The following is a 24,224-nucleotide window of genomic DNA, read 5'->3' on the forward strand; positions in this document are numbered from 1 at the left end:
CCTCAGCCCGCGACGAGTCGGCGCGCCGCCTCGCGGTGCTCGGCCAGGAGGGCCGGCAGGTCGAGGCCGACCACCGCGCCGTCGACGACGCGCCACCCGCCGCCGACCATCACCCGGTCGGCGCGGTCCGCGCCGCACAGCAGGAGCGCGGCGACCGGGTCGTGCGAGCCCGAGAAGCGGGGCTCGTCGAGCCGCCACAGCGCGAGGTCGGCCTGCTTGCCGACGGCGAGCACGCCGAGGTCGTCGCGCCCCAGGACGCGCGCGGAGCCGCGCGTGGCCCAGCCCAGGGCGCGTGCGACAGGCACGGAGGCGCCGTACTTGAGCCGCTGCAGGTACAGCGCCTGGCGGGCCTCGGGCATCATCGTCGACGCGTCGTTCGACGCGGAGCCGTCCACGCCGAGGCCCACCGGCGCGCCGGCGTCCTCCAGCTCCAGCACCCGTGCGATCCCGGACGCGAGCCGCATGTTCGACGTCGGGCAGTGCGCCACCCCGGTGCCCGCCGCGCCGAGCCGGGCGATCTCGGCGTCGTCGAAGTGGATGCCGTGGCCCAGCCAGGCCCGGTCGGTGAGCCAGCCGACCGACTCGAGGTAGTCCACCGTGCGCATGCCGAACCGCTCGCGCAGGAAGTCCTCCTCGTCGATCGTCTCCGCCAGGTGGGTGTGCAGGCGCACGTCGTGCCGCTCGGCCAGCTCGGCGGTGTCGCGCATGGTCGAGGGCGTCACCGAGAACGGCGAGCACGGCGCCAGCGCGATCTGCACCCGCGCCCCCTCGCCCCGCTCGTGGTACGTGGAGATCAGTCGCTCGGAGTCGGCCAGGATCGTGTCCGGGTCCTGCACCACGGACTGCGGCGGCAGCCCGCCGTCGTCCGTGCCGAGCGACATCGAGCCGCGCGTCAGCGTGGCGCGCATCCCGAGCTCGCGGACCGCCGCGACCTGGATGTCGATCGCGTCGTCCAGCCCCGCCGGGAACACGTAGTGGTGGTCGGCCGCCGTGGTGCAGCCGGACAGCAGCAGCTCGGTCAGCGCGACCTTCGTCGCGAGCTCGTGAGCGCGGGGCGTGAGGCGCGCCCAGACCGGGTAGAGCGTGGTGAGCCAGGGGAACAGCTCGGCGTCGGCGACCGGCCCCCAGGCGCGCGTGAGGGTCTGGTAGAAGTGATGGTGCGTGTTGATCAGGCCGGGCGTGACCACGTGCTCGGACGCGTCGAACGTCTCGCCGACCGGTGCCGACGGGCTCGCACCCGCCGCGACCAGTTCGGTGATCACGCCGTCCGCGACGACGACGCCGCCGCGGGCGTCGGGCCCGTCGTCGGCGGTGAAGACGGCCAGCGGGTTCTTGATCCAGGTGCTCATCGGTGCCTCCATGGCGGCGGCACCGGGGGAGCGGCGCCGCGTCGCGCCGGCTCAGTGGTCCTGTCTGCCGATCCAGGGAGCGACGGCACCGCGCCGTCCTCTGCCGCGACGGTAGGTGAGCGGCGCTCGGCGCGTCAACGGTGCGTGCGACCATGACGTCCATGTCCCGCGCCAGCCTGGAGAAGAAGCCCGCCGAGGTCGCGTCGATGTTCGACGGGATCGCCGAGCGCTACGACCTCGTCAACGACCTCGTCTCCCTGGGCCAGGACCGGCGGTGGCGCCGCGCGGTGGTGGACGCCGTCGCGGCGGTCCCCGGCGAGCGGGTGCTCGACCTCGCGGCCGGCACCGGCACGTCGAGCGAGCCGTTCGCCGCCGACGGCGCGCTGGTGGTGCCGTCCGACTTCAGCCTCGGCATGCTCGCGGTGGGCAAGGAGCGCCGTCCGGACCTGTCGTTCGTCGCGGGCGACGCCACCCGGCTGCCGTTCGCGGACGGCGCGTTCGACGCGGTGACGATCAGCTTCGGGCTGCGCAACGTGGTGGACACCGACGCCGCCCTGCGCGAGATGCTGCGCGTCGTGCGTCCCGGCGGGCGGGTGGTGATCTGCGAGTTCTCCACGCCCACCTGGGCGCCGTTCCGCACGGTGTACATGGAGTACCTGATGCGCGCGCTGCCGGTGGTGGCGGGCGCCGTGACGCGCGACCGCGGGTCGTACGACTACCTCGCCGAGTCCATCCGGAGCTGGCCCGACCAGGCGGCCCTCGGCCGCCGGATGATCGACGCCGGCTGGGACCGCGTGTCCTACCGCAACCTCACCGGCGGCATCGTCGCCCTGCACCGGGCCGTGCGCCCGGCCTGACCGCGTCGCGCGGTCGCGACCTCGGGCTTTGACGTCCCCGAGGGCCCCGGCGTATCGTCGCTTCGATCCTGAAACGATTCAAAGACGACGTTCGGCACGACGACGTACGCAGGGAAGGCACGGTCGATGACGACACCACACAGCGCGACGCGCCCGACGCAGGGCGGCGGGACCCGCCTGCACGGCTACCGGGCGACCGTCGCGGTCGCGATGTCCAACTACATCGAGGCGGGCTCGATCATCGCGCTCGCCACCAGCCTCACGCTCTGGCAGGAGCACTTCGGGCTGAGCAACCTCGCCGTCGGGCTCGCCGCGGCCCTGAGCGCCAACGCGTTCGGCGCGGCGGTGGGCGCCATGATCGGCGGGCCGCTCGGCGACCGGTACGGGCGCAAGTTCATCTACACCTACGACCTGCTGCTCTACATGCTCGGCACGGCCTTCATCGTGTTCGCCGGGGCGCCGTGGATGCTGTTCGTCGGCATCGTCCTCACCGGCATCGCCGTGGGCGCGGGCGTCCCCGTGGCGTGGACGTACATCGCGGAGGAGGCCCCCGACGACCAGCGTGCCCGGCACGTCGGCACCGCCCAGCTCGCGTGGTCGCTCGGGCCGTTCGTCGGCTTCGTGCTCGCGACGGCGCTGGTCCCGCTCGGCCTGCTGGGCAGCCGCATCATCTTCGCGCACCTGTTCGTCATCGCCTTCGTCACCTGGTGGGTGCGGCGCGGGCTCGCCGAGTCCGACGTCTGGAAGCAGTCGAACGCCAAGCAGGTCGCCCTCGGCCGCAAGCGGCGCGGCTTCCGCGAGCTGATCTCGCACCCGCAGAACGTCAAGGCGCTGCTGTTCCTCGTCGGCGTCTACGCCCTGTGGAACACGGTGGCGGGTCAGGCGGGCATCTTCATGCCCCGCGTCTACCAGACCGCGGGCGTCGAGAGCGCCGTCGCGCAGAACCTGCTGCAGGTGCTGGTGTGGGGCCTGACGTCGGCCGCCACCTTCTGGGGCTTCATGAGGTACGGCGACCGGGTGAGCCGCCGCCTGCTCTACGGCATCGGCGCGGTCATGGCCGTCGCCGCGTGGATGATCCTTGCGTTCGTCCCGCACGTCTCGATGCCCCTGCTCATCGCGTACGCCGTCCTGTGGGGCGTGTCCGCCGGCATCGGCGCGCAGGCGTTCTACGCGCTGTGGACCGCCGAGCTGTTCGCCACGGCGTACCGCGCGTCGGCGCAGGGCGTGCTGTTCTTCGTCGCCCGCATCGCGGTGGGCCTGCTCAGCTACCTGTTCCCGACGATGCTCGCCGAGCGGGGTGTGCCGTTCGTCGGCGGCATCATGGTCGCGCTCCTGGTCGCCTCGCTCGTCATCGGCGTCGTGTGGACCCCCGACACCGCCGGCAAGAGCCTCAAGGAGATCGAGCAGGAGCGCTACGGCGCCGACCTCGACGACGCGGAGGTCTCGGGCGTCCGCTGACGCCGTCGCAGGGATCCGTTCGGCAGCGGGTGGATCAGCTCGGCACGTGGCGGTGCCGAGCTGATCCACCCGCTGCCGAACAGATCGTGGTCAGCTGCCGGCCGTGCGGTCCTTGAGCGTGCTGCCCTGCTCCTTGGCGAACTCGGTCACGCTGCTCGTGACGTCCGAGACCTTGGCCTGCACGCGCGGGTCGTTCCAGGTCTCCGTCGCCCAGTCCTTGGCCTTGTCCAGCTGCTGCCGGCCCCTCTCGGTGCCGAGCAGGTAGCCGAGCGCCGCGCCGACGACGAATGCCGGTCCTGCCTTCATGTGTCGCGCCTCCTCGTAGGTCGTGCCGATGGTGTTGCTGCCGGTCGTGGTCGTGGGTCGTGCGCACGACCGTAGGCACGCCTGCCGTCGTACGCACCCCGCGACATGCCGACCGCGGCACCCTGCCGGACCTGCGGGGACGCGGGCCGGTGCGCCTGCGGCGCGCCTCCCGGGCGCAAGGAAGGTTTACCTTCCTACACAGCGCCGCCCGATCGTGACTAGAGTGCTCGCAAGAGTTGTGATCAGGTTCACAAGTCCGCCCCGGCACCGTCGCCGGGGCGCTTCGAGGGATCGAGGTGAGCACGTGCGGTCAGGTCGCGTCGACGACGCCGACGTCATCGTCGTGGGCGCCGGCCCGGCCGGTTCGTCCACGGCCCACTGGTGCGCCGCCGCGGGCCTCGACGTGCTCCTGCTCGACAAGGCCTCCTTCCCCCGCGACAAGGTGTGCGGCGACGGGCTGACTCCCCGTGCCGTCGGCGAGCTGGCCCGCATGGGGCTCGGCACCCGCGAGGACGACGGCTGGATCCGCAACGAGGGCCTGCGCGTGGTCGCGGGCGCCCGGTCGTGGGAGCTGCCCTGGCCCGACCTCGACTCGTACCCCGGCTACGGCATGGCCCGCGCGCGGACGTCGCTCGACCACCGGCTCGCGCAGCACGCGCAGGCGAGCGGCGCCAAGCTGCTCGAGCGCACAAAGGTGACCGGCCCCGTCCTCGACGAGCGCGACGGTCGCGTCGTGGGCGTGCGGGCGCAGGCCCTCGACGGCCGCGGTCGCGCCGACGGCGCCGAGACGACCTACCGGGCGCCCGTCGTGGTCGCCGCCGACGGCGTCTCCTCCCGCTTCGCCACCGGCCTCGGCATCGCCCGCCGCGACGACCGACCGCTCGGCACGGCGGTGCGCACGTACTTCCGCACCGAGGGCACGTCGCGGCACGAGGACGCGTGGATGGAGTCGCACCTCGAGCTGTGGGACGGCGCCCCGGGGGCGTCGAACCTGCTGCCGGGCTACGGCTGGATCTTCGCGCTGGGCGACGGCACCGCGAACGTCGGACTCGGCTCGGTGAGCTCCACGCCCGCCCGCCAGTCCGCCCACGGGCACGACTACAAGGGCCTGATGCAGGCCTGGATGCGCAACGCCCCCGCGGAGTGGGGGTTCACCCCCGAGAACCAGGTGGGGCCGATCCGCGGGGCCGCGCTGCCGATGGGCTTCAACCGCACGCCCCTGTACCGCGACGGCGCGGTGCTCGTGGGCGACGCGGCCGGCATGGTCAGCCCGTTCAACGGCGAGGGCATCGCCTACGCCCTGCAGGCGGGCCGCGTCGCGGCCGACGCGATCGCCCAGGCGCGCACCCGCACCACGGACGACGCGCGCGAGCGGACGCTCGCCTCCTACGGGGACCGCATGCGGGCCGACCTGGGCGGCTACTACACGCTGGGCCGCTGGTTCGTGCGGCTCATCGAGCACCCGCAGATCATGCGGATCTGCGTGCGGTACGGGCTGCCGCGGCCGGTGGTCATGCGGTTCGTGCTCAAGCTGCTGTCCGACTGCTACGAGCCGCGCGGCGGTGACTGGGTGGACCGGGTCATCGCGGGGCTCACGAGGGTGGTCCCGGCGGCATGAGCGCACACGAGCACAAGGGAGTGGTCGAGATGCACGAGGTCGACGAGCGCGCGGCCGTGCGGACGGGGGTCCTGCGATGACGAACCCGTACGTGCCGGTCCTCATGCTCATGGGCGTAGCCCTGGTGCTCGCCGTGGGCGGCGTGGCGGCGAGCGCCGTCATCGGGCCCAAGCGCTACAACCGGGCCAAGCTCGACGCGTACGAGTGCGGCATCGAGCCGACGCCGCACGCGGTCGGCGGTGGGCGGCTGCCGGTCAAGTACTACCTGGTGGCGATGACGTTCATCGTCTTCGACATCGAGGTCGTCTTCCTCTACCCGTGGGCGGTGGACTTCGCCGTGCTGGCCGGCTTCGGCCTCGTCGCGATGCTCACGTTCCTCGCCCTCATCACCGTCCCCTTCGTCTACGAGTGGCGGCGCGGGGGCCTCACCTGGGTCTAGGCCCGCACGCACGACCAGCACGACCAGCACCACCCAGCACCACCCAGCACGACACGGCACAACGGACGGCATCGGCGCCGAGGATCCTCACGCCGATGTTCACGAAGGGGAGGGGTCATGGGCCTGGAAGAGGCTCCGTCGGGCTTCCTGCTGACGACGATCGAGGACCTGGCGGGCTACCTGCGCAAGGCGTCCGTCTGGCCGGTGACGTTCGGGCTGGCGTGCTGCGCCATCGAGATGATGGCGGCCGGCGCGTCGCGGTTCGACCTGTCGCGGTTCGGCATGGAGGTCTTCCGGGCCTCGCCGCGTCAGGCGGACCTCATGATCGTGGCGGGCCGGGTGAGCCAGAAGATGGCGCCCGTCGTGCGGCAGGTCTACGACCAGATGAGCGAGCCCAAGTGGGTGCTGTCGATGGGCGTGTGCGCGTCCAGCGGCGGCATGTTCAACAACTACGCGATCGTGCAGGGCGTCGACCACATCGTGCCGGTCGACGTCTACCTGCCCGGCTGCCCGCCGCGCCCGGAGATGCTCATCAACGCGATCCTCGCGCTGCACCAGCACATCCAGGACTCGCCGCTGGGCGTGAACCGCAGGGAGGCGGCCGCGGCCGCCGAGGCGGCGGCGCTCGAGGCCACCCCGACGTTCGAGCTCAAGGGGCTGCTGCGATGACCGGCGAGCTCGTCCCCGAGGGCGCCCCGGACGCCCGCCGGCCGGAGGTCGTCGAGGTGCGGCACGGCATGTTCGGCGTCCGCGGCTCCGGCGACACCTCCGGGTACGGCGGCCTGGTGCAGCCGGTCGCGATGCCCGCCGCCGCCACGAGGCCGTACGGCGGCTGGTTCGACGAGGCCGTGGACGTGCTGGCCGAGGTGCTCGGCGAGGCGGGGGTCGCGTTCGACGCCGCGGTGGAGCGCGTGGCCGTCGACCCGCACACCGACCCGCCGAGCCCCCACGCCGAGCTCACGCTGAACGTGGCGCGCGAGCACCTGCTGGCCGTCTGCCGGGCGCTGCGCGACGACCAGGACCTGCGGTTCGAGCTCAGCCTCGGGGTCTCGGGCGTGCACTACCCCGACGACGCCGGGCGCGAGCTGCACGCCGTCTACCACCTCACCTCGGTGACGCACGGCCGCCGCGTGCGGCTCGAGGTGTCAGTGCCCGACGCCGACCCGCACGTCCCGTCCACCACGTCGCTGTACCCCACCAACGACTGGCACGAGCGCGAGACCTGGGACTTCTTCGGGATCGTCTTCGACGACCACCCCGGACTGGCGCGCATCGAGATGCCCGACGACTGGCCGGGCCACCCGCAGCGCAAGGACTACCCGCTCGGCGGCATCCCCGTGGAGTACAAGGGCGCCACGGTGCCGCCGCCGGACACGAGGAGGTCTTACTCGTGAGCACTGGAACCTTCAGCGCCACCCGCCCGCCCACCGCCGACGAGTTCGACCCGGGGATCCCCGGGTTCGAGGCGTCGGGGGGCGACTGGGACGAGATCGCCCGCGAGGCCGTGGGCGAGGAGCGCATCGTCGTAAACATGGGCCCCCAGCACCCGTCGACGCACGGGGTGCTGCGCCTCATGCTGGAGATCGACGGGGAGACGGTCACCGAGGCCCGCTGCGGCATCGGCTACCTGCACACCGGCATCGAGAAGAACATGGAGTTCCGCACCTGGACGCAGGGCACCACGTTCTGCACCCGGATGGACTACCTGGCGCCGCTCTTCCAGGAGACGGCGTACTGCCTCGCCACCGAGAAGCTGCTCGGCATCACCGACGACGTGCCGGAGCGGGCGTCGATCATCCGCGTGCTGATGATGGAGCTCAACCGGGTGGCGTCCCACCTCGTCTGCCTGGGCACGGGCGGCAACGAGATGGGCGCGACGACGGTCATGACGATCGGCTTCACCGCCCGTGAGGAGATCCTGCGGCTGTTCGAGGCGGTCACCGGGCTGCGGATGAACCACGCGTACGTGCGGCCGGGCGGCGTCGCGCAGGACGTGCCGGACGGCTTCGAGGACCAGGTGCGGGCGGCGCTGCCGAAGATCCGCCACTACCTCGGCCAGCTCGGCGACCTCATGCTCGCCAACCCGATCTTCAAGGCGCGCCTCACCGACGTCGGCGTCCTCAACCTCGCCGGCTGCATGGCGCTGGGCGTCACCGGCCCGGTGCTGCGCTCCACGGGGCTGCCGTACGACGTGCGCAAGGCCTTCCCGTACTGCGGGTACGAGACGTACGACTTCGACGTGCCGACCTCGACCGACGCGGACTGCTACTCCCGCGTGGTGCTGCGGATCGAGGAGTGCTACCAGTCGCTGCGCATCGTGGAGCAGGCGCTCACCCGGCTCGAGGCGACCTCGGGGGCGCCGGTCATGGTGGCGGACAAGAAGATCGCGTGGCCGGCGCAGCTCGCGGTCGGCGGCGACGGTCAGGGCAACTCGCTCGACCACATCCGCCAGATCATGGGTACCTCGATGGAGGCCCTGATCCACCACTTCAAGCTCGTCACGGAGGGCTTCCGGGTGCCGGCCGGGCAGGTGTGGCAGACCGTCGAGCACCCGCGCGGCGAGCTGGGCGTGCACGCGGTGTCCGACGGCGGCACCAAGCCGTACCGGGCGCACTTCCGCGACCCGTCGTTCAACAACCTCCAGGCCGTGTCGGTGATGTGCGAGGGCGGCCAGGTGGCCGACGTCGTCGTGGCCGTCGCGTCCCTGGACCCCGTGCTGGGAGGGGTCGACCGATGACGGCAGAACCCACGAGCGCCCGTTCGGCCACGCGGTACGACGCCGACACGCTCGCGTCGCTGGCGGCCGACGCCGCCGCGATCAAGGCGCGCTACCCCGACCCGCGCTCCGGCCTGCTGCCGATGCTGCACCTGGTGCAGTCGGTGGACGGGTACGTGAGCCGCGACGGCATCCTGTTCTGCGCCGAGCAGCTCGGGATGACGCCCGCCGAGGTGAGCGCCGTCGCGACCTTCTACACCCAGTACAAGCGGCACCCCAACGGCACCTACACGGTGGGCGTGTGCACGAACACGCTGTGCGCGGTGATGGGGGGTGACGCGATCTTCGACGAGCTGAGCGAGCACCTCGGCGTCGGGCACGACGAGACCACCGACGACGGCGCGATCACGCTCGAGCGCGTCGAGTGCAACGCCGCCTGCGACTACGCGCCGGTCGTGATGGTCAACTGGGAGTTCTTCGACAACCAGACGCCGGAGTCCGCCACGGACCTCGCCGACCGCCTGCGGGCGGGCGAGCAGGTGGCGCCCACGCGCGGCGCGTCCTCGGTGTGCGGCTTCAAGCAGATGAGCCGCGTGCTCGCGGGGTTCACCGACGGCCGCGCGGACGAGGGCGTGGGCGCGGGGGAGCCGACGCTCGCCGGGCTGCGGCTGGCGCGCGCCGCGGCCGCCGTCGACGGCGGGGAGCCGTCCGGCGGGCCCGCCGCGTCGCCCGACGGTGAGTCCGCGGCGTCGTCCGCCGAGGTGCCGCCGGAGACCGGGACGGCGCAGTCCAGCGCGGAGCGCAAGCCCACGACCGAGGACGATGTCGAGCCGAAGGGTGGCAGCGATGACTGACCTCATGCCGGTGCTCACGGACACGTGGGACGCCGACCGGTCGTGGAAGCTCGCGTCGTACGAGGCCGCCGGCGGGTACGCGGGGCTGCGCAAGGCCCTGGCGACGGAGCCCGCCGACCTCGTGCAGACGGTCAAGGACTCGGGGCTGCGCGGCCGCGGCGGCGCCGGCTTCCCGACCGGCATGAAGTGGGGCTTCCTGCCTCCGCCGGACGGCGGCCCGCGCTACCTCGTGGTCAACGCGGACGAGTCCGAGCCGGGCACGTGCAAGGACATCCCCCTGATGCTGGCGAGCCCCCAGCACCTGGTGGAGGGCATCGCGATCACGAGCTACGCGATCGGCTGCCGCCACGCGTTCGTGTACGTGCGCGGGGAGGTGCTGCACGTGTACCGGCGGCTGCTGGCCGCGGTGCAGGAGGCGTACGACGCCGGGTACCTCGGCAAGGACGTGCTCGGCTCCGGCTTCGACCTGGACGTCACCGTGCACGCGGGCGCCGGCGCCTACATCTGCGGCGAGGAGACGGCGCTGCTCGACTCGCTCGAGGGCAAGCGCGGCCAGCCGCGGCTCAAGCCGCCGTTCCCCGCGGTCGCGGGCCTGTACGCGCGGCCCACGGTGGTGAACAACGTGGAGTCCATCGCGTCCGTGCCGGGCATCGTGGCGCGCGGCGCGGACTGGTTCGCCGGCATGGGCACCGAGAAGTCGCAGGGGCACGGCCTGTTCTCCCTGTCCGGGCACGTGACCCGGCCGGGCCAGTACGAGGCGCCGCTCGGCATCACGCTGCGCGAGCTGCTCGACCTCGCCGGCGGGATGCGGGCCGGGCACGAGCTGAAGTTCTGGACTCCGGGCGGGTCGTCGACGCCGCTGTTCACCGCCGACCACCTCGACACCCCCCTCGACTACGAGTCGGTGGGCGCGGCGGGCTCGATGCTCGGCACCCGCGCGCTCCAGCTCTTCGACGACACGACGTGCGTGGTCCGCGCGGTCAGCCGGTGGACCGACTTCTACGCGCACGAGTCGTGCGGCAAGTGCACTCCGTGCCGCGAGGGCACCTACTGGCTCAAGCAGGTGCTCCACCGCATCGAGGCGGGGCAGGGCGAGGAGCGCGACGTCGACCTGCTGCTCGACCTGTGCGACAACATCCTCGGCCGCGCGTTCTGCGCGCTCGGCGACGGCGCGACGTCGCCGGTGACGTCGAGCATCCAGCTCTTCCGCGACGAGTACGAGGCGCACCTCACCGGCCGCGGGTGCCCCTTCGACCCGAGCGCCAGCGCGCTGTTCCCGTACACCCCCAAGCAGACGCCGGCGCTCGCCGGGGCGGGAGGTCACTGATGACGGCGACCACGGACAAGTCGACGGCGGCCGCGCCTCCGGTGGAGACGGTCACGCTCACCATCGACGAGGTCGAGGTGACCGTGCCGAAGGGCACGCTGATCATCCGCGCGGCCGAGCAGGTGGGCATCCAGATCCCGCGGTTCTGCGACCACCCGCTGCTCGAGCCCGCCGGCGCGTGCCGGCAGTGCCTGGTCGAGGTCGCGATGCCCGACCGCGAGGGCAACGTGCGGCCCATGCCGAAGCCGCAGGCCTCGTGCACGATGACGGTCACGCCCGGCATGGTCGTCAAGACCCAGCGCACGTCGCCGGTCGCGGACAAGGCGCAGCACGGTGTCATGGAGCTGCTGCTCATGAACCACCCGCTGGACTGCCCGGTGTGCGACAAGGGCGGCGAGTGCCCCCTGCAGAACCAGGCGATGACCAACGGGCGCGCGGAGACACGGTTCGAGGACGTCAAGCGGACCTTCCCCAAGCCCATCGCGGTGTCCACCGAGATCCTGCTGGACCGGGAGCGCTGCGTGCTGTGCCAGCGCTGCACCCGGTTCAGCGACGAGATCGCGGGCGACGCGTTCATCGCGCTGCAGGAGCGCGGCGCGCACCAGCAGATCGGCCGGTTCGACGAGACGGTGCTGGACTTCACGCCCCCGCCCGGCGAGCCCGCCGAGGCGACGTTCGGGTCCGCCGCGGCCACGGCCGGCGGGCAGCCCTTCGCGTCGTACTTCTCCGGCAACACCGTGCAGATCTGCCCGGTGGGCGCGCTCACGGGCGCGGCCTACCGGTTCCGGTCCCGGCCCTTCGACCTGGTGTCGACGCCGGGGATCTCCGAGCACGACTCGTGCGGCTCGGCGATCCGCGTCGACCACCGGCGCGGCGTGGTGCTGCGCCGGCTGTCGGGGGAGGACCCGGCGGTCAACGAGGAGTGGATCACCGACAAGGACCGCTTCGCGTTCACGTGGCAGGCGGCGCCCGACCGGCTCACGGTCCCGCTGGTGCGGGACCGGGTGCTCGGCCAGGACGGCGCCGTCGTGTCCCGCGGCGAGCTGCGCCCCGCGTCGTGGGTCGAGGCGCTCGAGCTGGCGGCCGAGGGCCTGGCCGCGGCCCGCGCGGCCGGCGGGGTCGGGGTGCTGCCCGGCGGCCGGCTGACCGTCGAGGACGCGTTCGCCTGGTCGCGCTTCGCGCGCACCGTGCTCGGCACCGACGACGTCGACCAGCGGGCCCGCGTGGGCTCGGCGGAGGAGACGGCGTTCCTGGGCCACGCGGTGGCGGGCACCGGCATCGGCGTGACGTTCGGCGACGTCGAGGCCGCACCGGCCGTGCTGCTGGCCGGCCTGGAGGCCGAGGAGGAGGCGGGCGTCACCTTCCTGCGGCTGCGCAAGGGGGTGCGCAAGCACGGCACGACGGTGTGGTCGATCGCCCCGTTCGCGAGCCGCGGCCTCGCCCGGCTGGACGGCGAGCTGCTGCCCGCCGCCCCCGGCACCGAGGCGGAGTGGCTGGGCATCCTCGCCACCCGGGCGGGCGGCGGTCTGGTGCCCGCGGACTCGGACGCGGGCACGCTGGGCGCCGTCGCCGACGGCCTCGCGACGCCCGGCGCGCTCATCCTCGTGGGCGAGCGGCTCGCGTCGGCGCCCGGCGCCTACGGGGCGGTCCTGCGGCTCGCGGAGGTCACCGGCGCCCGTGTCGCCTGGGTCCCGCGCCGCGCGGGGGAGCGCGGCGGCCTCGAGGCGGGCCTCCTGCCGGGACTGCTGCCCGGCGGACGCCCGCTGACCGACGCCGCGGCCCGTGCCGAGGTGGCCGCGGCCTGGGGCGTCGACGCCGACGCGCTGCCGGCCGCCCCGGGGCGCGACGTCGCGGAGATCCTCGACGCCCTCTCGGTCGGCCAGCTCGGCGGCGCCCTCGTCGGTGGCGTCGAGCTCGCCGACCTGCCCGACCCGGCGCACGCCCGTCGGGCGCTCGGCGCGGCGGGCTTCGTGGTCTCGCTCGAGGTCCGGAGGACCGAAGCAGTCGAGCTCGCTGACGTCGTGCTTCCTGTTGCTCCTCCCGTCGAGAGGGCGGGGTCGTACTGGAACTGGGAGGGCCGCGTCCGCGCGTTCGGCCAGGCGCTGGAGTCCGCCGCGCTGCCCGACCACCGGGTGCTCGACGCGTTGGCCGCGCAGGCGGGCGTCGCGCTCGGCGCGGCGACGCCGCTCGACGCGCACCGGGCGATCGCGGCCCTGCCCGCGTGGGGCGGCACCCGCGTGCCGGCCCCGCAGGCCGAGCCGGTCGAGCCGCCCGTGGTGCCGGCCGGGTCCGCCGTGCTGGCGAGCTGGCACCTGCTGCTCGACGACGGGGCCCTGCAGGACGGCGAGCAGTTCCTCGCCGGCACGGCCAAGCGGCCCGTCGCGCGGATGTCGGCGGCCACGGCGGCCGCCGTCGACGTGTACGACGGCGACCGGGTGACCGTGGCCACCGACCGCGGGACGGTGACGGTGCCGGTCGCGATCACGGAGATGGTCGACCACGTCGTGTGGCTGCCGCTCGCGTCGCGCGGGTGCCGGGTGCACGACACGCTCGGCGCCGCGCCGGGCGACCTGGTACGCATCGGACCGCCGGAGGCGGTCGCCGCCGGCGGGGTCCCAGGCTCGACCGACGAGAAGGCACAGGGAGGGGCCGCATGATCCCCGGGGTCGCGTCCGACTTCAGCAACGACTGGCTGTGGGTGTCGCTGATCAAGGCGGTGCTCATCGTCGTCTTCCTCCTGACCAGCGTGCTCTTCGCCATCTGGTTCGAGCGCAAGGTCGTGGCGCGCATGCAGGTGCGCCCCGGCCCCAACTGGCACGGCCCGTTCGGCCTGCTGCAGTCGCTCGCGGACGCGATGAAGCTGCTGCTCAAGGAGGACGTGAACGTCACCCGGGCGGACCGGATCGTGTACCTGCTGGCACCGATGATCTCGGTGTTCTGCGCGCTGCTGGTGTTCGCGGTCATCCCGTTCGGGCCCGAGGTGACGATCCCGTTCACCGACTACACGACGCCGGCCCAGCTGACCGACTTCCCGGTGGCGGTCCTGTACGTGCTGGCCTGCGCGTCGATGGGCGTCTACGGCATCGTGCTGGGCGGCTGGTCGTCGGGCTCCACCTACCCGCTCCTCGGGTCCGTGCGGTCCACCGCCCAGGTGATCTCGTACGAGCTCGCCATGGGGCTCTCGCTGGTCAGCGTGTTCATCATGGCCGGCTCGATGTCGACCTCGCAGATCGTGGCGTCGCAGACCAGCATCTGGTGGTTCCTGCCGCTGCTGCCCGCGTTCGTCGTCTACGTCATCTCGATGATCGGCGAGACCAACCGGCTCCCGTTCGACCTGCCGGAGGCCGAGGGCGAGCTCGTCTCCGGCTACATGACCGAGTACAGCTCGATGAAGTTCGCCTGGTTCTTCCTGGCGGAGTACATCAACATGCTCAACGTCTCCGCCGTCGCCACCACCCTGTTCCTCGGCGGCTGGCGGGCGCCGTGGCCGCTGTCGGCGATCAACGACGGGATGTTCAACACCGGCTGGTGGCCGGTGCTGTGGTTCCTGGTCAAGCTCTGGCTGGTCATGTTCGTGTTCGTCTGGGTGCGCGGCACGCTGCTCCGCCTCCGCTACGACCAGTTCATGTCGTTCGGCTGGAAGGTGCTCATCCCGGTCGCGCTGGTGTGGGTCGTGGTGCTGAGCGTGTTCCAGTACCTCGGCCTCGCGGGCGTCACCCGCACCCAGCTCATCACCGGCGTCGCGGTCGCGGCGGTGGTCGTCATCGGCCTCCTGTGGCTCTGGCCCGACCGGAAGGCGAAGGCCGCCGACGGCGCCGGTCCACCGGGCGGCTCTCGCCGTCCGGCCGGGGACTTCGACGCCTTCGCCGACGGCTTCCCCGTGCCGCCGCTCCCGGGCCAGGCCCTGCCGCCGTCGCCCCGCGCGCGCCGGCACGTGATGCAGGCCGCCGACGTCCCGGGCGCGTCCGCCGCCCCCGACCCCGCCGTCGACCGATCCGAGGAGACGCGATGACCGACAAGCCGTACGAGCCGCTGCGCCCGTCCAAGGGGCCGCTCGGGGAGCTGTTCGCCCCGGTGGCCGGGTTCGGCGTGACGTTCTCGTCGATGTTCCGGCCCACGGTGACGGAGCAGTACCCCCGCAAGAAGACGGCGCCGCAGCGCCGGTACCACGGCCGTCACCAGCTCAACCGCTACGCCGACGGCCTGGAGAAGTGCATCGGCTGCGAGCTGTGCGCGTGGGCGTGCCCGGCGGACGCGATCTACGTGGAGGGGGCGGACAACGCCGAGCTGCCCGACGGCGCGCACCTGTCGCCCGGCGAGCGCTACGGCCGCGTCTACCAGATCAACTACCTGCGCTGCATCTTCTGCGGGCTGTGCATCGAGGCGTGCCCCACGCGGGCGCTCACGATGACCAACGACTACGAGCTCGCGGGCCCCGACCGCGCCGGGATGATCTACGAGAAGCAGGATCTCCTCGCCCCGCTCGCCGAGGGGATGCTCGCCGCGCCGCACCCGATGGTCGAGGGGACGACGGACACCGAGTACTACCGCGGCGAGGTCACCGCGCCGACGGCGCAGCAGGTCGACTGGGTGCGCGAGCACCGGCCCGACGACCCGACCCTGGACGCCGCCGCCCGCGTGGTGCACGGGGACGCGCCGCCCCCGACCCCACGTCGGCACCGGCTGCGCGGCAGCGCCACCAAGGCCGCCGTCGCGACCCGGCAGGCCGCCGAGGGCGGTCATGTCGCGACGCTGCCCACCCCCGACCTCACGGACGGCCGGCCGTGACCGCGTCGGGCGCGGAGGCCGCGCTGTTCTGGGTGCTCGCCCCGCTCATGGTGCTCGCCGCGCTCGGGCTGCTGTTCGCCCGCAAGGCCGTGCACGCCGCGGTGTGCGTGATGTTCGTGATGGTCGGGCTGGCCATCTTCTACGTGGCGCAGGAGGCGCCGTTCCTCGGCGTCGTGCAGGTGGTCGTCTACACCGGCGCCGTGATGATGCTCTTCCTGTTCGTGCTCATGCTGGTGGGCGTCGACTCCGCGGACTCGCTGACCGAGACCATCAAGGGCCAGCGCGGGCTGGGCGTGCTGCTCGGCCTCGGGCTGGTCGTCGTGCTGCTCGGCGTGGTCGCGCAGGCGACGTTCCCGCCCGCCGTCGGCCTGGCTGCGAGCGAGGAGCTCACCAACCCGGTGGCACTGGCCCGGGTGCTGCTGGGCGACTACGTCCTCGCGATGGAGGTGGTCGGCGTCCTGCTGGTCACCGCCGCGCTGGCCGGCCTGGTGCTCACGCACCGCCGCCGGCTCAGCGTGCGGCCCACGCAGCGCGTCCTCGCGCAAGCTCGCGTCGCCGCCCTGCCGCACGGCAGCACGCTCACGCCGCTGCCCGCGCCCGGCGTCTACGCGCAGAACAACGCCATGGACACGCCGGCGCTCGGACCCGACGGCGAGCCGCTGCCGCACTCCGTGCCGCGCGTGCTGCGCATCCGCGGGCAGGAGCGGTCGGCGACGGCGGTGCTCGCCGAGGAGGAGACGCTCGTGGCGCGCGACGACCTGCGCCTCCTCGGCGTCGGCCCCGCGGCGGACACGACGGTCGAGCAGACCGGCGACCCGGTCGCGACGGGCGCGACCGACGAGGGCTCCGGCGACGACGACGGGGAGGTGCGCTGATGGAGATCACGAACTACCTGGGGCTGGCCGCGATCCTGTTCGCGATCGGTGCGACGACGGTGCTGCTGCGGCGCAACGCCATCGTGGTGTTCATGGGCGTGGAGCTCATGCTCAACGCCACCAACCTCGCGTTCGTGACGTTCGCGCGCATCCACGGCGACGTGACGGGCCAGGTGCTCGCGTTCTTCGTCATGGTGGTCGCCGCGGCCGAGGTCGTGGTGGGCCTCGCGATCATCATCACGATCTTCCGTTCCCGTAGGTCGGCCTCGGTCGACGACGTCAACCTGCTGCACAGCTGAGAGGCGACCTGTGGACACGCAGACGACGATGCAGACTCTCTCCCTCGCCCCCTGGCTGGTCGCGACCCCGATGATCGGCGCCCTCGTGCTGCTGGTCGCCGGTCGGCGCACCGACCGGTGGGGGCACTGGCTGGGCGTGCTGGCCAGCGCGGCGACGTTCGTCGTCGGGCTGGTGATCCTGCTCGACATGCTCGGCACCCCCGCCGACCAGCGGGTGGGCACCCACACCGTGGGCACCTGGATCGACTCGGGGCCCCTGCACGTGGACCTCGGGTTCCAGGTGGACCCGCTGTCGATGACGTTCGTGATGCTCGTGACGTTCGTCGGCACGCTGATCCACGTGTACTCGGTGGCGTACATGGGCCACGACGTCGACCGGCGCCGCTTCTTCGGGTACCTCAACCTCTTCGTCGCGGCGATGCTGCTGCTGGTGCTCGCCGACTCCTACCTGCTGCTCTTCGTCGGCTGGGAGGGCGTGGGCCTGGCGTCGTTCCTGCTCATCGGGTTCTGGGACGGCAAGCGGGAGAACGCGGTCGCGGGCAAGAAGGCGTTCGTCATGAACCGCGTCGGCGACATGGGGCTCATCGTCGCGATGATGCTGCTGCTCGCGACCTTCGGTTCGCTGAGCTTCGGCACGGTGCTGCCGGCGGCCGGCGAGGGGGCGACGGCGGCCGGTCAGGGCGTCATGACGGCGATCGGCCTCATGCTCCTGCTGGCGGCGTGCGGCAAGTCGGCGCAGCTGCCGCTGCAGGCGTGGCTCGGGGACGCGATGGCCGGCCCGACGCCGGTGTCCGCGCTGATCCACGCGGCGACGATGGTGACCGCCGGGGTGTACCTGCTGGTGCGCTCGGGCCCGATCCTCGAGGCGGCGCCGGACGCGCAGCTCGTCGTCGCGATCGTCGGCGTGCTGACCCTGCTGTTCGGGGCGATCGTCGGTACCGCGAAGGACGACATCAAGAAGGCGCTCGCGGCGTCGACGATGTCGCAGATCGGCTACATGATGCTCGCCGCCGGCCTGGGGCCGGTCGGGTACGCGTTCGCGATCTTCCACCTGCTCACGCACGGCTTCTTCAAGGCGGGGCTGTTCCTCGGCGCCGGGTCCGTGATGCACGCGATGGACGACGACGTGAACATGCGGCGCTTCGGCGGGCTGTCCCGCCTGCTGCCCGTCACGGCCATCACCATGGGCCTGGGCTGGCTCGCCATCCTCGGGGTGCCGCCGTTCTCGGGGTTCTGGTCGAAGGACAAGATCATCGAGGCGGCGTTCGTCGGCGAGGGCTGGCGCCCGTGGGTCTTCGGCATGGCGGCGCTGCTGGGCGCCGGGATCACGGCGTACTACATGTCCCGGCTGTTCTTCATGACGTTCCTGGGGCGGCGCCGCTGGAGCGACGGCGGGCCCGGCGACGACGGTGCGCCCGTGCGGCACCCGCACGAGTCCCCGCGCCTCATGACCTGGCCGATGATCGTGCTGGCCGTGGGGTCGGTGGCCCTCGGCGGGATCCTGGCGATGGGCGACCGGTTCGTCACGTGGCTCGAGCCGGTCACCGGGCACGCCGAGCACCACGATCCGGTGCTCCCGGTGGGGCTGCTCATCGCGCTCACGCTGCTGCTCGTGGCGCTCGGCATCGTGCTGGCCTGGCGCCAGTACGTGGTCGCCGCGGTGCCGGTCGAGCCGCCTCCGGCGCCCGCCGTCGTGCGGGCGGCGCGGGTCGACCTGTACCAGGACGCCGTCAACGAGTCGCTGGTCATGCGGCCGGGGCAGTACCTCACCCGGGCGCTCGTGTACTCGGACCGCACGGCCGTCGACGGCGGCTGGCTGGGCCTGGCCGGCGGCATCGGGCGCCTCGGCTCCCGGCTGAGGCGGATGCAGAACGGCTACGTGCGGTCGTACGCGGCGACGATGCTCGGCGGCCTCGGCGTCGTCGGGCTGGTCGTCTGGGTCCTGGCGAGCTGAGCGGGGTGGCGGGAGCGATGGCGATGACGCCGAACACGACGCCGAACACGACGCCGGACACGGTGTCGACGACGAAGGACGGGGAAGCATGACGATGTCCGCAGGGTTCCCCTGGCTCACGGTCCTCATCGTGTGGCCGCTGGTGGCCGCGGCCGCGACGGCCCTCACGGGCGTGGGCCGGGGCCGCCCGGCCGCCGGCCCGGTCACCGGGGGCAGGTTCGGTGCGGGCGCCGCTCGCACGGTCGCCCTGGTCGGCGCGCTGGTGGAGGTCCTCCTGCTGGTCGGGGCCTTCGCGGCCTTCGACACCGGCGACGCGGGGACCCACCAGCTCACCGAGACGTACTCCTGGATCCCGCCGATCGGCGCCAGCTATGCCGTCGGCGTCGACGGCGTGGGGCTGCTGCTGGTCGCGCTGTCGGTGGGCCTGGTGCCCCTGGTGATCCTCGCGGCCTGGCGAGAGCAGGGCGGCGACCACGTGCGGCTGCGCCGCTACCTCGCCACCGTGCTGCTGCTCGAGGCGTTCATGGTGACGGTCTTCGTCGCCCGCGACGTGTTCCTCTTCTACGTGGTGTTCGAGGCCATGCTCATCCCGGCGTACTTCCTCATCGGCGGGTTCGGGCAGGGGCCGCAGCGCCGGTACGCGGCGGTGAAGTTCCTGCTGTTCTCGCTGGCCGGCGGCCTCGTGATGCTGGTGGGCGTCATCGCGCTCTACCTGCAGGTGCCGGCCGCGGACCGCGGCCCGCAGACGTTCCTCACCGACAACCTCACGGGGCTGACGCTCGACCCGACGGCCGAGAAGCTCATGTTCTGCGCCTTCTTCCTCGCGTTCGCGATCAAGGCGCCGATGTTCCCCGTGCACTCGTGGCTGCCCGACGTCACGCAGCACTCGACGCCCGGCACCTCGACGCTCCTCATCTGCGTGCTCGACAAGGTGGGCACCTTCGGGATGCTCACCCTGTGCCTGCCGCTGTTCCCCGAGGCGAGCCGCTGGGCGGCACCGTTCGTGATCGTGCTCGCGGTGATCTCGATCCTGTACGGCGCGGTCCTCGCGATCGGCCAGAGCGACCTGCTGCGCCTCATCGGCTACACGTCGGTGTCCCACTTCGGGTTCATCGTCCTGGGCATCTTCACCTTCACGTCGCTGGGCACCGCGGGCTCCGGGCTGATGATGCTCAACCACGGCATCTCCACCGGGGCGCTGTTCCTCGTCGCCGGGTTCGCGATCGCGCGGCACCCGCGCCAGAGCCAGCTCATCGGCGACTACGGCGGCCTGCGCCGGGTGGCGCCGATCCTGGGCGGCACGTTCCTCGTCGCCGGCCTGTCCGCGGCGGCCCTGCCCGGCCTGGCGACGTTCGTCTCCGAGATCATGGTGTTCCTCGGGTCGTACGCCCGCTGGCCCGCCGCCGTGCTCGTGGCCGTGCCCGCCGTCGTCCTCGCCGCGGTCTACGTGCTGCTCACCTACCAGCGCATGTTCACGGGGGAGACGACGCCGGAGCTGGCGTCCGCGCGCGACCTCGACGGCCGGGAGAAGACCGTGGCCGGCGTGCTCGTGGGGGCCCTGCTCGTGCTCGGCCTCGTGCCCGGGCCGGTGCTCGACTACGTGCGTGCGCCGGGGGAGGTCGCCGTCGAGCAGGTCGGCGAGACGGATCCACCACCGGTGGTCGAACCGGTCGAGACCCAGGCGATGGTCGCGACGGACTCGGCTGACGGGAGCTTCACCGAGGGGAGCCAGCTGTGAACGACTTCGTCGCCCCGACCATCGACTGGGCCGCCGTGTCGCCGGTGCTGATCGTGCTGGCGGCGGGCGTGCTCGGCGTCCTGCTGGAGGCGTTCGTGCCGGCGAAGGCCCGGCGCGCGACGCAGCTCACGCTCACCCTGGCGGCGCTCGCGGGCTCGCTCGTCGCGGTCGGGCTGCTCTGGGAGCGGGTGCAGGAGAACGCGGTGTCGGTGGTGGGCGGGTCGTACCTGCTGACGCCGTTCGGCCTGGGCGTGCAGGCCGTGATCGGCGTGTGCGCGCTGCTGGGCGTGCTCGTCGTCGCGGAGCGCACCACCACCGGCCAGGACGCGTTCGCGCCGTCCGCGGCGGCGGTGCCGGGCACGGCCTACGAGGACGAGACGCGCCGTGCGGGCCTCCAGCAGACCGAGATCTACCCGCTCCTGCTGTTCTCGACCGGCGGCATGCTGCTCTTCCCGGCCACGGACGACCTCATCGTCATGTTCGTCGCGCTCGAGGTGCTGTCGCTGCCGCTGTACGTGCTGTGCGCGACGGCGCGCCGCCGCCGGCTCCTCAGCCAGGAGGCCGCGTTCAAGTACTTCGTGCTCGGCGCGTTCGCCTCCGCGCTGTTCGTCTTCGGCATCGCGCTCGTCTACGGCTTCGCCGGCACGGTGCGGCTGCAGGGCGTGGTGCAGGTGCTCGCGGACCCGGCCGTCTCGCCGCTGGGGTCGATGACGGCCCTGGTGGTGGTCGGGCTGCTGCTGGTGCTCAGCGGGCTGCTGTTCAAGATCGGCGCCGCGCCGCTGCACGCCTGGACCCCGGACGTGTACCAGGGCGCGCCCACGCCGATCACGGGCTTCATGGCGGCGTGCACCAAGGCCGCCGCGATGGGCGCGCTGGTGCGCGTGCTGTTCACGCTGGCGAACGGTCTGAGCCCGGCCGTCCGGCACGACGTGGAGGTCGCGCTCTGGGCGGTCGCGATCCTCACGATGCTGATCGGCACCGTCGTGGGCGCGGTGCAGACCGACGTCAAGCGCCTGCTCGCGTACTCCGCGATCGCGCACGCCGGGTTCCTCCTGGTCGGCGTGGTCGGGATGGACGAGGCCGGCTCGCGGGCCGTCCTCTTCTACCTGCTCGCGTACGGGCTCGCGTCCGTCGGCGCGTTCGCCGTCGTCACGCTCGTGCGCGAGCGCACCGTGTCGGGCGACGACGACACCGCCGAGAGGGGGGCCGGTGGGCCGGTCCCCGACGACGGCGTGGTGCTGGGCGAGGCCACCCGCCTGGCGCAGTGGACGGGCCTGGGGCGGCAGGCCCCGTGGCTCACGGCGGCGTTCTCGCTGTTCCTCCTGTCGATGGCGGGGATCCCGCTCACGGCCGGGTTCGTGGCGAAGTTCGGCGTCTTCTCGGCCGCCGTCGAGGCGGGGGCGTGGCCGCTCGCGCTGCTCGGCGTGCTCGCGTCCGCCGTCTCCGTCTTCTTCTACGTCCGGGTCATCGTGCTCATGGTCCTCACCCCGCCGCCCGGCGGTGAGCAGGGCACGACGTCGACGGGCGCGGCCTCGTCGGGGACGACGGACGGCGGTGAGCAGGGCGGCGGCAGCGGTGGCAGCGGTGGCACCGCCACGGTGACGGGCGCCGCGACCCGCACGCTCGTCTCGCGGACGGTCGTGACGGTGGTGGGCTCGCGTGGTCCCGCGGCGTTCGCGATCGCGGTGTGCGCGGTGGGCGTGCTGCTCCTCGGCATCCTCCCGTCGGGCGCGCTGGACCTGGTCGGCCAGGCGGCGCAGTTCCGCCCCTGACGACCTCCGGTCGGCGGCCCGTCCTCGGGTCGGCCCACGTTCGCGCCGACCCGAGGACGGGTGGCCGACCCGGCGCACCCGCCGGGGTGTCCGACCTGACGCGGCCGATGGCCGTCTCGGTGCGGTGTTCCGCGCCCCGGCCGGATAGGTTCGGACAGTGACTCGCGCTCCTTCCGCCTCGGCCCCCCGGCCCGGGCCCACGCCGCCCCCGGCGCCTCCGGCGATCCCGCTGTCCGACCCGGCGCTCGCCGACCGGCTCGCCGAGCGCATGACGCGGGTGGACGCGGCGCTCGACGAGGCCGTGGCCTCGGCGGACGCCCTGGCCGACGACGCGTCGCGGCACCTCGTCGCGGCCGGTGGCAAGCGGTTCCGCCCGCTGCTCACGCTGCTCGCGGGCGAGCTGGGCGACGGGTCGCGCCCGGAGCTCGTGGACGCCGCGGTCGTCGTGGAGCTCACGCAGGTCGCGTCGCTGTACCACGACGACGTCATGGACTCCGCGCCGCTGCGCCGCGGGGCCCCCGCGGCGCACACCGTGTGGGGCAACTCGGTCGCGATCCTGGTGGGCGACCTCCTGTTCGCCCGGGCGTCCGCGCTCGTCGCCGGCCTCGGCCCGGAGGCGGTGGTGCTGCAGTCGCGCACCTTCGAGCGCATGTGCCTCGGCCAGCTGCACGAGACGATGGGGCCGCGTGCCGACGACGACCCGGTGGAGCACTACCTGCAGGTGCTCAGCGACAAGACGGCGTCGCTGCTCGCGACGTCGGCGCGCCTCGGTGCGATGTTCGGTGGGTGCGAGCCGGCCGTCGTCGACGCCGTGGCGGCGTACGGCGAGAAGGTGGGCGTCGCGTTCCAGCTCGCCGACGACGTGCTCGACATCGCGTCCTCCGGCGACGAGTCCGGCAAGACGCCCGGCACCGACCTCCGCGAGCACGTGCCGACGATGCCCGTGCTGCTGCTGCGCCAGCGGGTCGCGCAGGGCGACGGCTCCGCGGCGGACGCGGCGCTCGTCGCCCGGCTCGACGGCGACCTCGCCGGCGACGACGCGCTCGCCGACGTCGTCGCGGAGCTGCGGGCGCACGACGTGCTCGCCGAGACCCGCGCCCTCGCCGGCCGGTGGGCGCGCGAGGCCGCCGCGGAGCTGGCGCCGCTGCCCGACGGCCCGGTGAAGCAGGCGCTCGCCGACCTCGCCCAGGCGCTGGCCGACCGGACGGTGTGACCGGCCGCCGCGACCTGCCTCCGACTTGACTCCGGCCTGCCTCGTGACCGGGCGTCGACGGGCTAGGCGGAGGCCAGCCGGGCGAGCGTCACCCCGATCGCCGCGCCGGTGAGCAGGTACGGGCCGAAGGCCAGCGCCGTCCCGCGCGACGCCCGCCGGGTGGCCATGAGCACGATCGCCACGGCCCCGCCGAGCAGGATCGGGAGCACCGCCGCGGCGACGAGCGTCGACCACCCGTACCAGGCGGTGACGAGGCCGAGCAGCGCGGCGAGCTTGGCGTCGCCGCGCCCCATCCCCGAGCGGTGCACGAGGTGCAGCAGCAGGTACGCGCCGCCGAGCAGGATGCCGCCGAGGAGCGCCCGCAGCGCCGTGTCCCACGTCCCGCCGCCGAGCGCCGCGAGGGCGAGGAGCGCGCCGACGACCGCCGTCGTCGGGTAGGTGAGGGCGTCCGGCAGCCGGTGCGTGCGGGCGTCGATCACCCACAGCGCGGCCCCCGCCACGGCCGCGACGACGAGCGCTGGCGTCGACCAGCCGGGTCCGCTCGCCCAGACCGCCCAGGCCGCGGCGAGGGCGGCTCCCCACGTCGCCGCGCGGCGGTGGGGCGCGACCTCGGCACGGGCACGCTGGAGGATCGGGGGCACGTCGGGATGCTATGCGCCGG

The 24,224-nt window shown here is 73.3% G+C and carries 21 protein-coding genes; 18 read left to right on the forward strand and 3 right to left on the reverse strand.

Annotation, left to right across the window (positions count from 1 at the left end; genetic code table 11):
• Positions 1–2: 2 nt before the first annotated feature.
• Positions 3–1,349 (reverse strand): 8-oxoguanine deaminase, encoded by a 1,347-nt coding sequence (locus ACFQ8Y_RS09695; RefSeq protein ID WP_430585325.1) that lies wholly within the window; start codon positions 1,347–1,349, stop codon positions 3–5.
• A 161-nt stretch (positions 1,350–1,510) separates the two neighbouring features.
• On the opposite strand from ACFQ8Y_RS09695, the gene ACFQ8Y_RS09700 reads away from it, so the two are divergent.
• Together ACFQ8Y_RS09700 and ACFQ8Y_RS09705 are read left to right on the forward strand one after the other, a co-directional pair.
• On the forward strand, positions 1,511–2,206 hold the full coding sequence (locus ACFQ8Y_RS09700; RefSeq protein ID WP_430585326.1) for a demethylmenaquinone methyltransferase: 696 nt from the start codon (positions 1,511–1,513) through the stop codon (positions 2,204–2,206).
• 126 nt (positions 2,207–2,332) lie between these two features.
• Complete coding sequence (locus ACFQ8Y_RS09705; protein ID WP_430564329.1) at positions 2,333–3,664, forward strand: MFS transporter; 1,332 nt, start codon at positions 2,333–2,335, stop codon at positions 3,662–3,664.
• 90 nt (positions 3,665–3,754) lie between these two features.
• On the opposite strand, the gene ACFQ8Y_RS09710 is transcribed toward ACFQ8Y_RS09705, so the two are convergent.
• Positions 3,755–3,970 carry a YtxH domain-containing protein gene (locus ACFQ8Y_RS09710; RefSeq protein ID WP_430585327.1) on the reverse strand — a complete coding sequence of 72 codons (216 nt, stop codon included), beginning with the start codon at positions 3,968–3,970 and terminating at the stop codon, positions 3,755–3,757.
• 304 nt (positions 3,971–4,274) lie between these two features.
• On the opposite strand from ACFQ8Y_RS09710, the gene ACFQ8Y_RS09715 reads away from it, so the two are divergent.
• The 16 genes from ACFQ8Y_RS09715 (at position 4,275) to ACFQ8Y_RS09790 (ending at position 23,563) form a co-directional block, all read left to right on the forward strand.
• Positions 4,275–5,588, forward strand: a complete 1,314-nt coding sequence (locus tag ACFQ8Y_RS09715; RefSeq protein WP_430563913.1) for a geranylgeranyl reductase family protein — start codon at positions 4,275–4,277, stop codon at positions 5,586–5,588.
• Positions 5,589–5,664: 76 nt separating this feature from the next.
• Positions 5,665–6,027 carry an NADH-quinone oxidoreductase subunit A gene (locus tag ACFQ8Y_RS09720; RefSeq protein WP_429735904.1) on the forward strand — a complete coding sequence of 121 codons (363 nt, stop codon included), beginning with the start codon at positions 5,665–5,667 and terminating at the stop codon, positions 6,025–6,027.
• Between the two features lie 117 nt (positions 6,028–6,144).
• Positions 6,145–6,696, forward strand: a complete 552-nt coding sequence (locus ACFQ8Y_RS09725; protein ID WP_380245150.1) for a NuoB/complex I 20 kDa subunit family protein — start codon at positions 6,145–6,147, stop codon at positions 6,694–6,696.
• Entirely contained in the window at positions 6,693–7,421 is a 729-nt protein-coding gene (locus tag ACFQ8Y_RS09730; protein WP_430585328.1) for an NADH-quinone oxidoreductase subunit C, read from the forward strand. Before ACFQ8Y_RS09725 ends, ACFQ8Y_RS09730 begins: the two co-directional genes overlap by 4 nt.
• On the forward strand, positions 7,418–8,764 hold the full coding sequence (locus tag ACFQ8Y_RS09735) for an NADH-quinone oxidoreductase subunit D (protein WP_430550577.1): 1,347 nt from the start codon (positions 7,418–7,420) through the stop codon (positions 8,762–8,764). The genes ACFQ8Y_RS09730 and ACFQ8Y_RS09735 overlap by 4 nt, the downstream gene beginning before the upstream one ends.
• Positions 8,761–9,597: an NADH-quinone oxidoreductase subunit NuoE gene (nuoE, locus tag ACFQ8Y_RS09740; RefSeq protein ID WP_430585329.1), complete on the forward strand. Its 837-nt coding sequence runs from the start codon at positions 8,761–8,763 to the stop codon at positions 9,595–9,597. Before ACFQ8Y_RS09735 ends, nuoE begins: the two co-directional genes overlap by 4 nt.
• A complete protein-coding gene (nuoF, locus tag ACFQ8Y_RS09745) occupies positions 9,590–10,924 on the forward strand; it encodes an NADH-quinone oxidoreductase subunit NuoF (RefSeq protein WP_430585330.1) in 1,335 nt (444 codons plus the stop codon). The genes nuoE and nuoF overlap by 8 nt, the downstream gene beginning before the upstream one ends.
• The gene (locus ACFQ8Y_RS09750; RefSeq protein WP_430585331.1) at positions 10,924–13,581 is read left to right on the forward strand and encodes an NADH-quinone oxidoreductase subunit G; all 2,658 of its coding nucleotides are present in this window, start codon (positions 10,924–10,926) and stop codon (positions 13,579–13,581) included. The genes nuoF and ACFQ8Y_RS09750 overlap by 1 nt, the downstream gene beginning before the upstream one ends.
• Positions 13,578–14,936 carry an NADH-quinone oxidoreductase subunit NuoH gene (nuoH, locus tag ACFQ8Y_RS09755; RefSeq protein WP_430550573.1) on the forward strand — a complete coding sequence of 453 codons (1,359 nt, stop codon included), beginning with the start codon at positions 13,578–13,580 and terminating at the stop codon, positions 14,934–14,936. The genes ACFQ8Y_RS09750 and nuoH overlap by 4 nt, the downstream gene beginning before the upstream one ends.
• On the forward strand, positions 14,933–15,712 hold the full coding sequence (gene nuoI / locus ACFQ8Y_RS09760; RefSeq protein ID WP_430550572.1) for an NADH-quinone oxidoreductase subunit NuoI: 780 nt from the start codon (positions 14,933–14,935) through the stop codon (positions 15,710–15,712). Before nuoH ends, nuoI begins: the two co-directional genes overlap by 4 nt.
• A gap of 47 nt (positions 15,713–15,759) precedes the next feature.
• Positions 15,760–16,587, forward strand: coding sequence for an NADH-quinone oxidoreductase subunit J (locus ACFQ8Y_RS09765; RefSeq protein ID WP_430550770.1), 828 nt, complete (start codon positions 15,760–15,762; stop codon positions 16,585–16,587).
• Entirely contained in the window at positions 16,587–16,886 is a 300-nt protein-coding gene (gene nuoK, locus ACFQ8Y_RS09770) for an NADH-quinone oxidoreductase subunit NuoK (RefSeq protein ID WP_430550571.1), read from the forward strand. Before ACFQ8Y_RS09765 ends, nuoK begins: the two co-directional genes overlap by 1 nt.
• Before the next feature lie 28 nt (positions 16,887–16,914).
• A complete protein-coding gene (gene nuoL, locus ACFQ8Y_RS09775; protein WP_430585332.1) occupies positions 16,915–18,840 on the forward strand; it encodes an NADH-quinone oxidoreductase subunit L in 1,926 nt (641 codons plus the stop codon).
• 94 nt (positions 18,841–18,934) lie between these two features.
• Positions 18,935–20,578: an NADH-quinone oxidoreductase subunit M gene (locus ACFQ8Y_RS09780; RefSeq protein ID WP_430585354.1), complete on the forward strand. Its 1,644-nt coding sequence runs from the start codon at positions 18,935–18,937 to the stop codon at positions 20,576–20,578.
• Positions 20,575–22,350: an NADH-quinone oxidoreductase subunit NuoN gene (gene nuoN / locus ACFQ8Y_RS09785; protein WP_430585333.1), complete on the forward strand. Its 1,776-nt coding sequence runs from the start codon at positions 20,575–20,577 to the stop codon at positions 22,348–22,350. Before ACFQ8Y_RS09780 ends, nuoN begins: the two co-directional genes overlap by 4 nt.
• Before the next feature lie 268 nt (positions 22,351–22,618).
• Entirely contained in the window at positions 22,619–23,563 is a 945-nt protein-coding gene (locus tag ACFQ8Y_RS09790; protein WP_430563938.1) for a polyprenyl synthetase family protein, read from the forward strand.
• Between the two features lie 62 nt (positions 23,564–23,625).
• Here ACFQ8Y_RS09790 and ACFQ8Y_RS09795 read toward each other — a convergent pair whose 3' ends face one another.
• Positions 23,626–24,204 (reverse strand): prepilin peptidase, encoded by a 579-nt coding sequence (locus tag ACFQ8Y_RS09795; protein ID WP_430585334.1) that lies wholly within the window; start codon positions 24,202–24,204, stop codon positions 23,626–23,628.
• Between the last annotated feature and the right edge of the window lie 20 nt (positions 24,205–24,224).

It is taken from the genome of Isoptericola sp. NPDC056605 (assembly GCF_042792795.1).
Taxonomy (GTDB): Bacteria; Actinomycetota; Actinomycetes; order Actinomycetales; family Cellulomonadaceae; genus Isoptericola.

Bases quoted from the DNA above. Each gene is read 5' to 3' on its own strand.
- ACFQ8Y_RS09695 (WP_430585325.1), bottom strand. From the start codon at position 1,349: ATGAGCACCTGGATCAAGAACCCGCTGGCCGTCTTCACCGCCGACGAC.
- ACFQ8Y_RS09700 (WP_430585326.1), top strand. From the start codon at position 1,511: ATGTCCCGCGCCAGCCTGGAGAAGAAGCCCGCCGAGGTCGCGTCGATG.
- ACFQ8Y_RS09705 (WP_430564329.1), top strand. From the start codon at position 2,333: ATGACGACACCACACAGCGCGACGCGCCCGACGCAGGGCGGCGGGACC.
- ACFQ8Y_RS09710 (WP_430585327.1), bottom strand. From the start codon at position 3,970: ATGAAGGCAGGACCGGCATTCGTCGTCGGCGCGGCGCTCGGCTACCTG.
- ACFQ8Y_RS09720 (WP_429735904.1), top strand. From the start codon at position 5,665: ATGACGAACCCGTACGTGCCGGTCCTCATGCTCATGGGCGTAGCCCTG.
- ACFQ8Y_RS09725 (WP_380245150.1), top strand. From the start codon at position 6,145: ATGGGCCTGGAAGAGGCTCCGTCGGGCTTCCTGCTGACGACGATCGAG.
- ACFQ8Y_RS09730 (WP_430585328.1), top strand. From the start codon at position 6,693: ATGACCGGCGAGCTCGTCCCCGAGGGCGCCCCGGACGCCCGCCGGCCG.
- nuoE (WP_430585329.1), top strand. From the start codon at position 8,761: ATGACGGCAGAACCCACGAGCGCCCGTTCGGCCACGCGGTACGACGCC.
- nuoF (WP_430585330.1), top strand. From the start codon at position 9,590: ATGACTGACCTCATGCCGGTGCTCACGGACACGTGGGACGCCGACCGG.
- ACFQ8Y_RS09750 (WP_430585331.1), top strand. From the start codon at position 10,924: ATGACGGCGACCACGGACAAGTCGACGGCGGCCGCGCCTCCGGTGGAG.
- nuoH (WP_430550573.1), top strand. From the start codon at position 13,578: ATGATCCCCGGGGTCGCGTCCGACTTCAGCAACGACTGGCTGTGGGTG.
- nuoI (WP_430550572.1), top strand. From the start codon at position 14,933: ATGACCGACAAGCCGTACGAGCCGCTGCGCCCGTCCAAGGGGCCGCTC.
- ACFQ8Y_RS09765 (WP_430550770.1), top strand. From the start codon at position 15,760: ATGGTGCTCGCCGCGCTCGGGCTGCTGTTCGCCCGCAAGGCCGTGCAC.
- nuoK (WP_430550571.1), top strand. From the start codon at position 16,587: ATGGAGATCACGAACTACCTGGGGCTGGCCGCGATCCTGTTCGCGATC.
- nuoL (WP_430585332.1), top strand. From the start codon at position 16,915: ATGCAGACTCTCTCCCTCGCCCCCTGGCTGGTCGCGACCCCGATGATC.
- ACFQ8Y_RS09780 (WP_430585354.1), top strand. From the start codon at position 18,935: ATGTCCGCAGGGTTCCCCTGGCTCACGGTCCTCATCGTGTGGCCGCTG.
- ACFQ8Y_RS09790 (WP_430563938.1), top strand. From the start codon at position 22,619: ATGACGCGGGTGGACGCGGCGCTCGACGAGGCCGTGGCCTCGGCGGAC.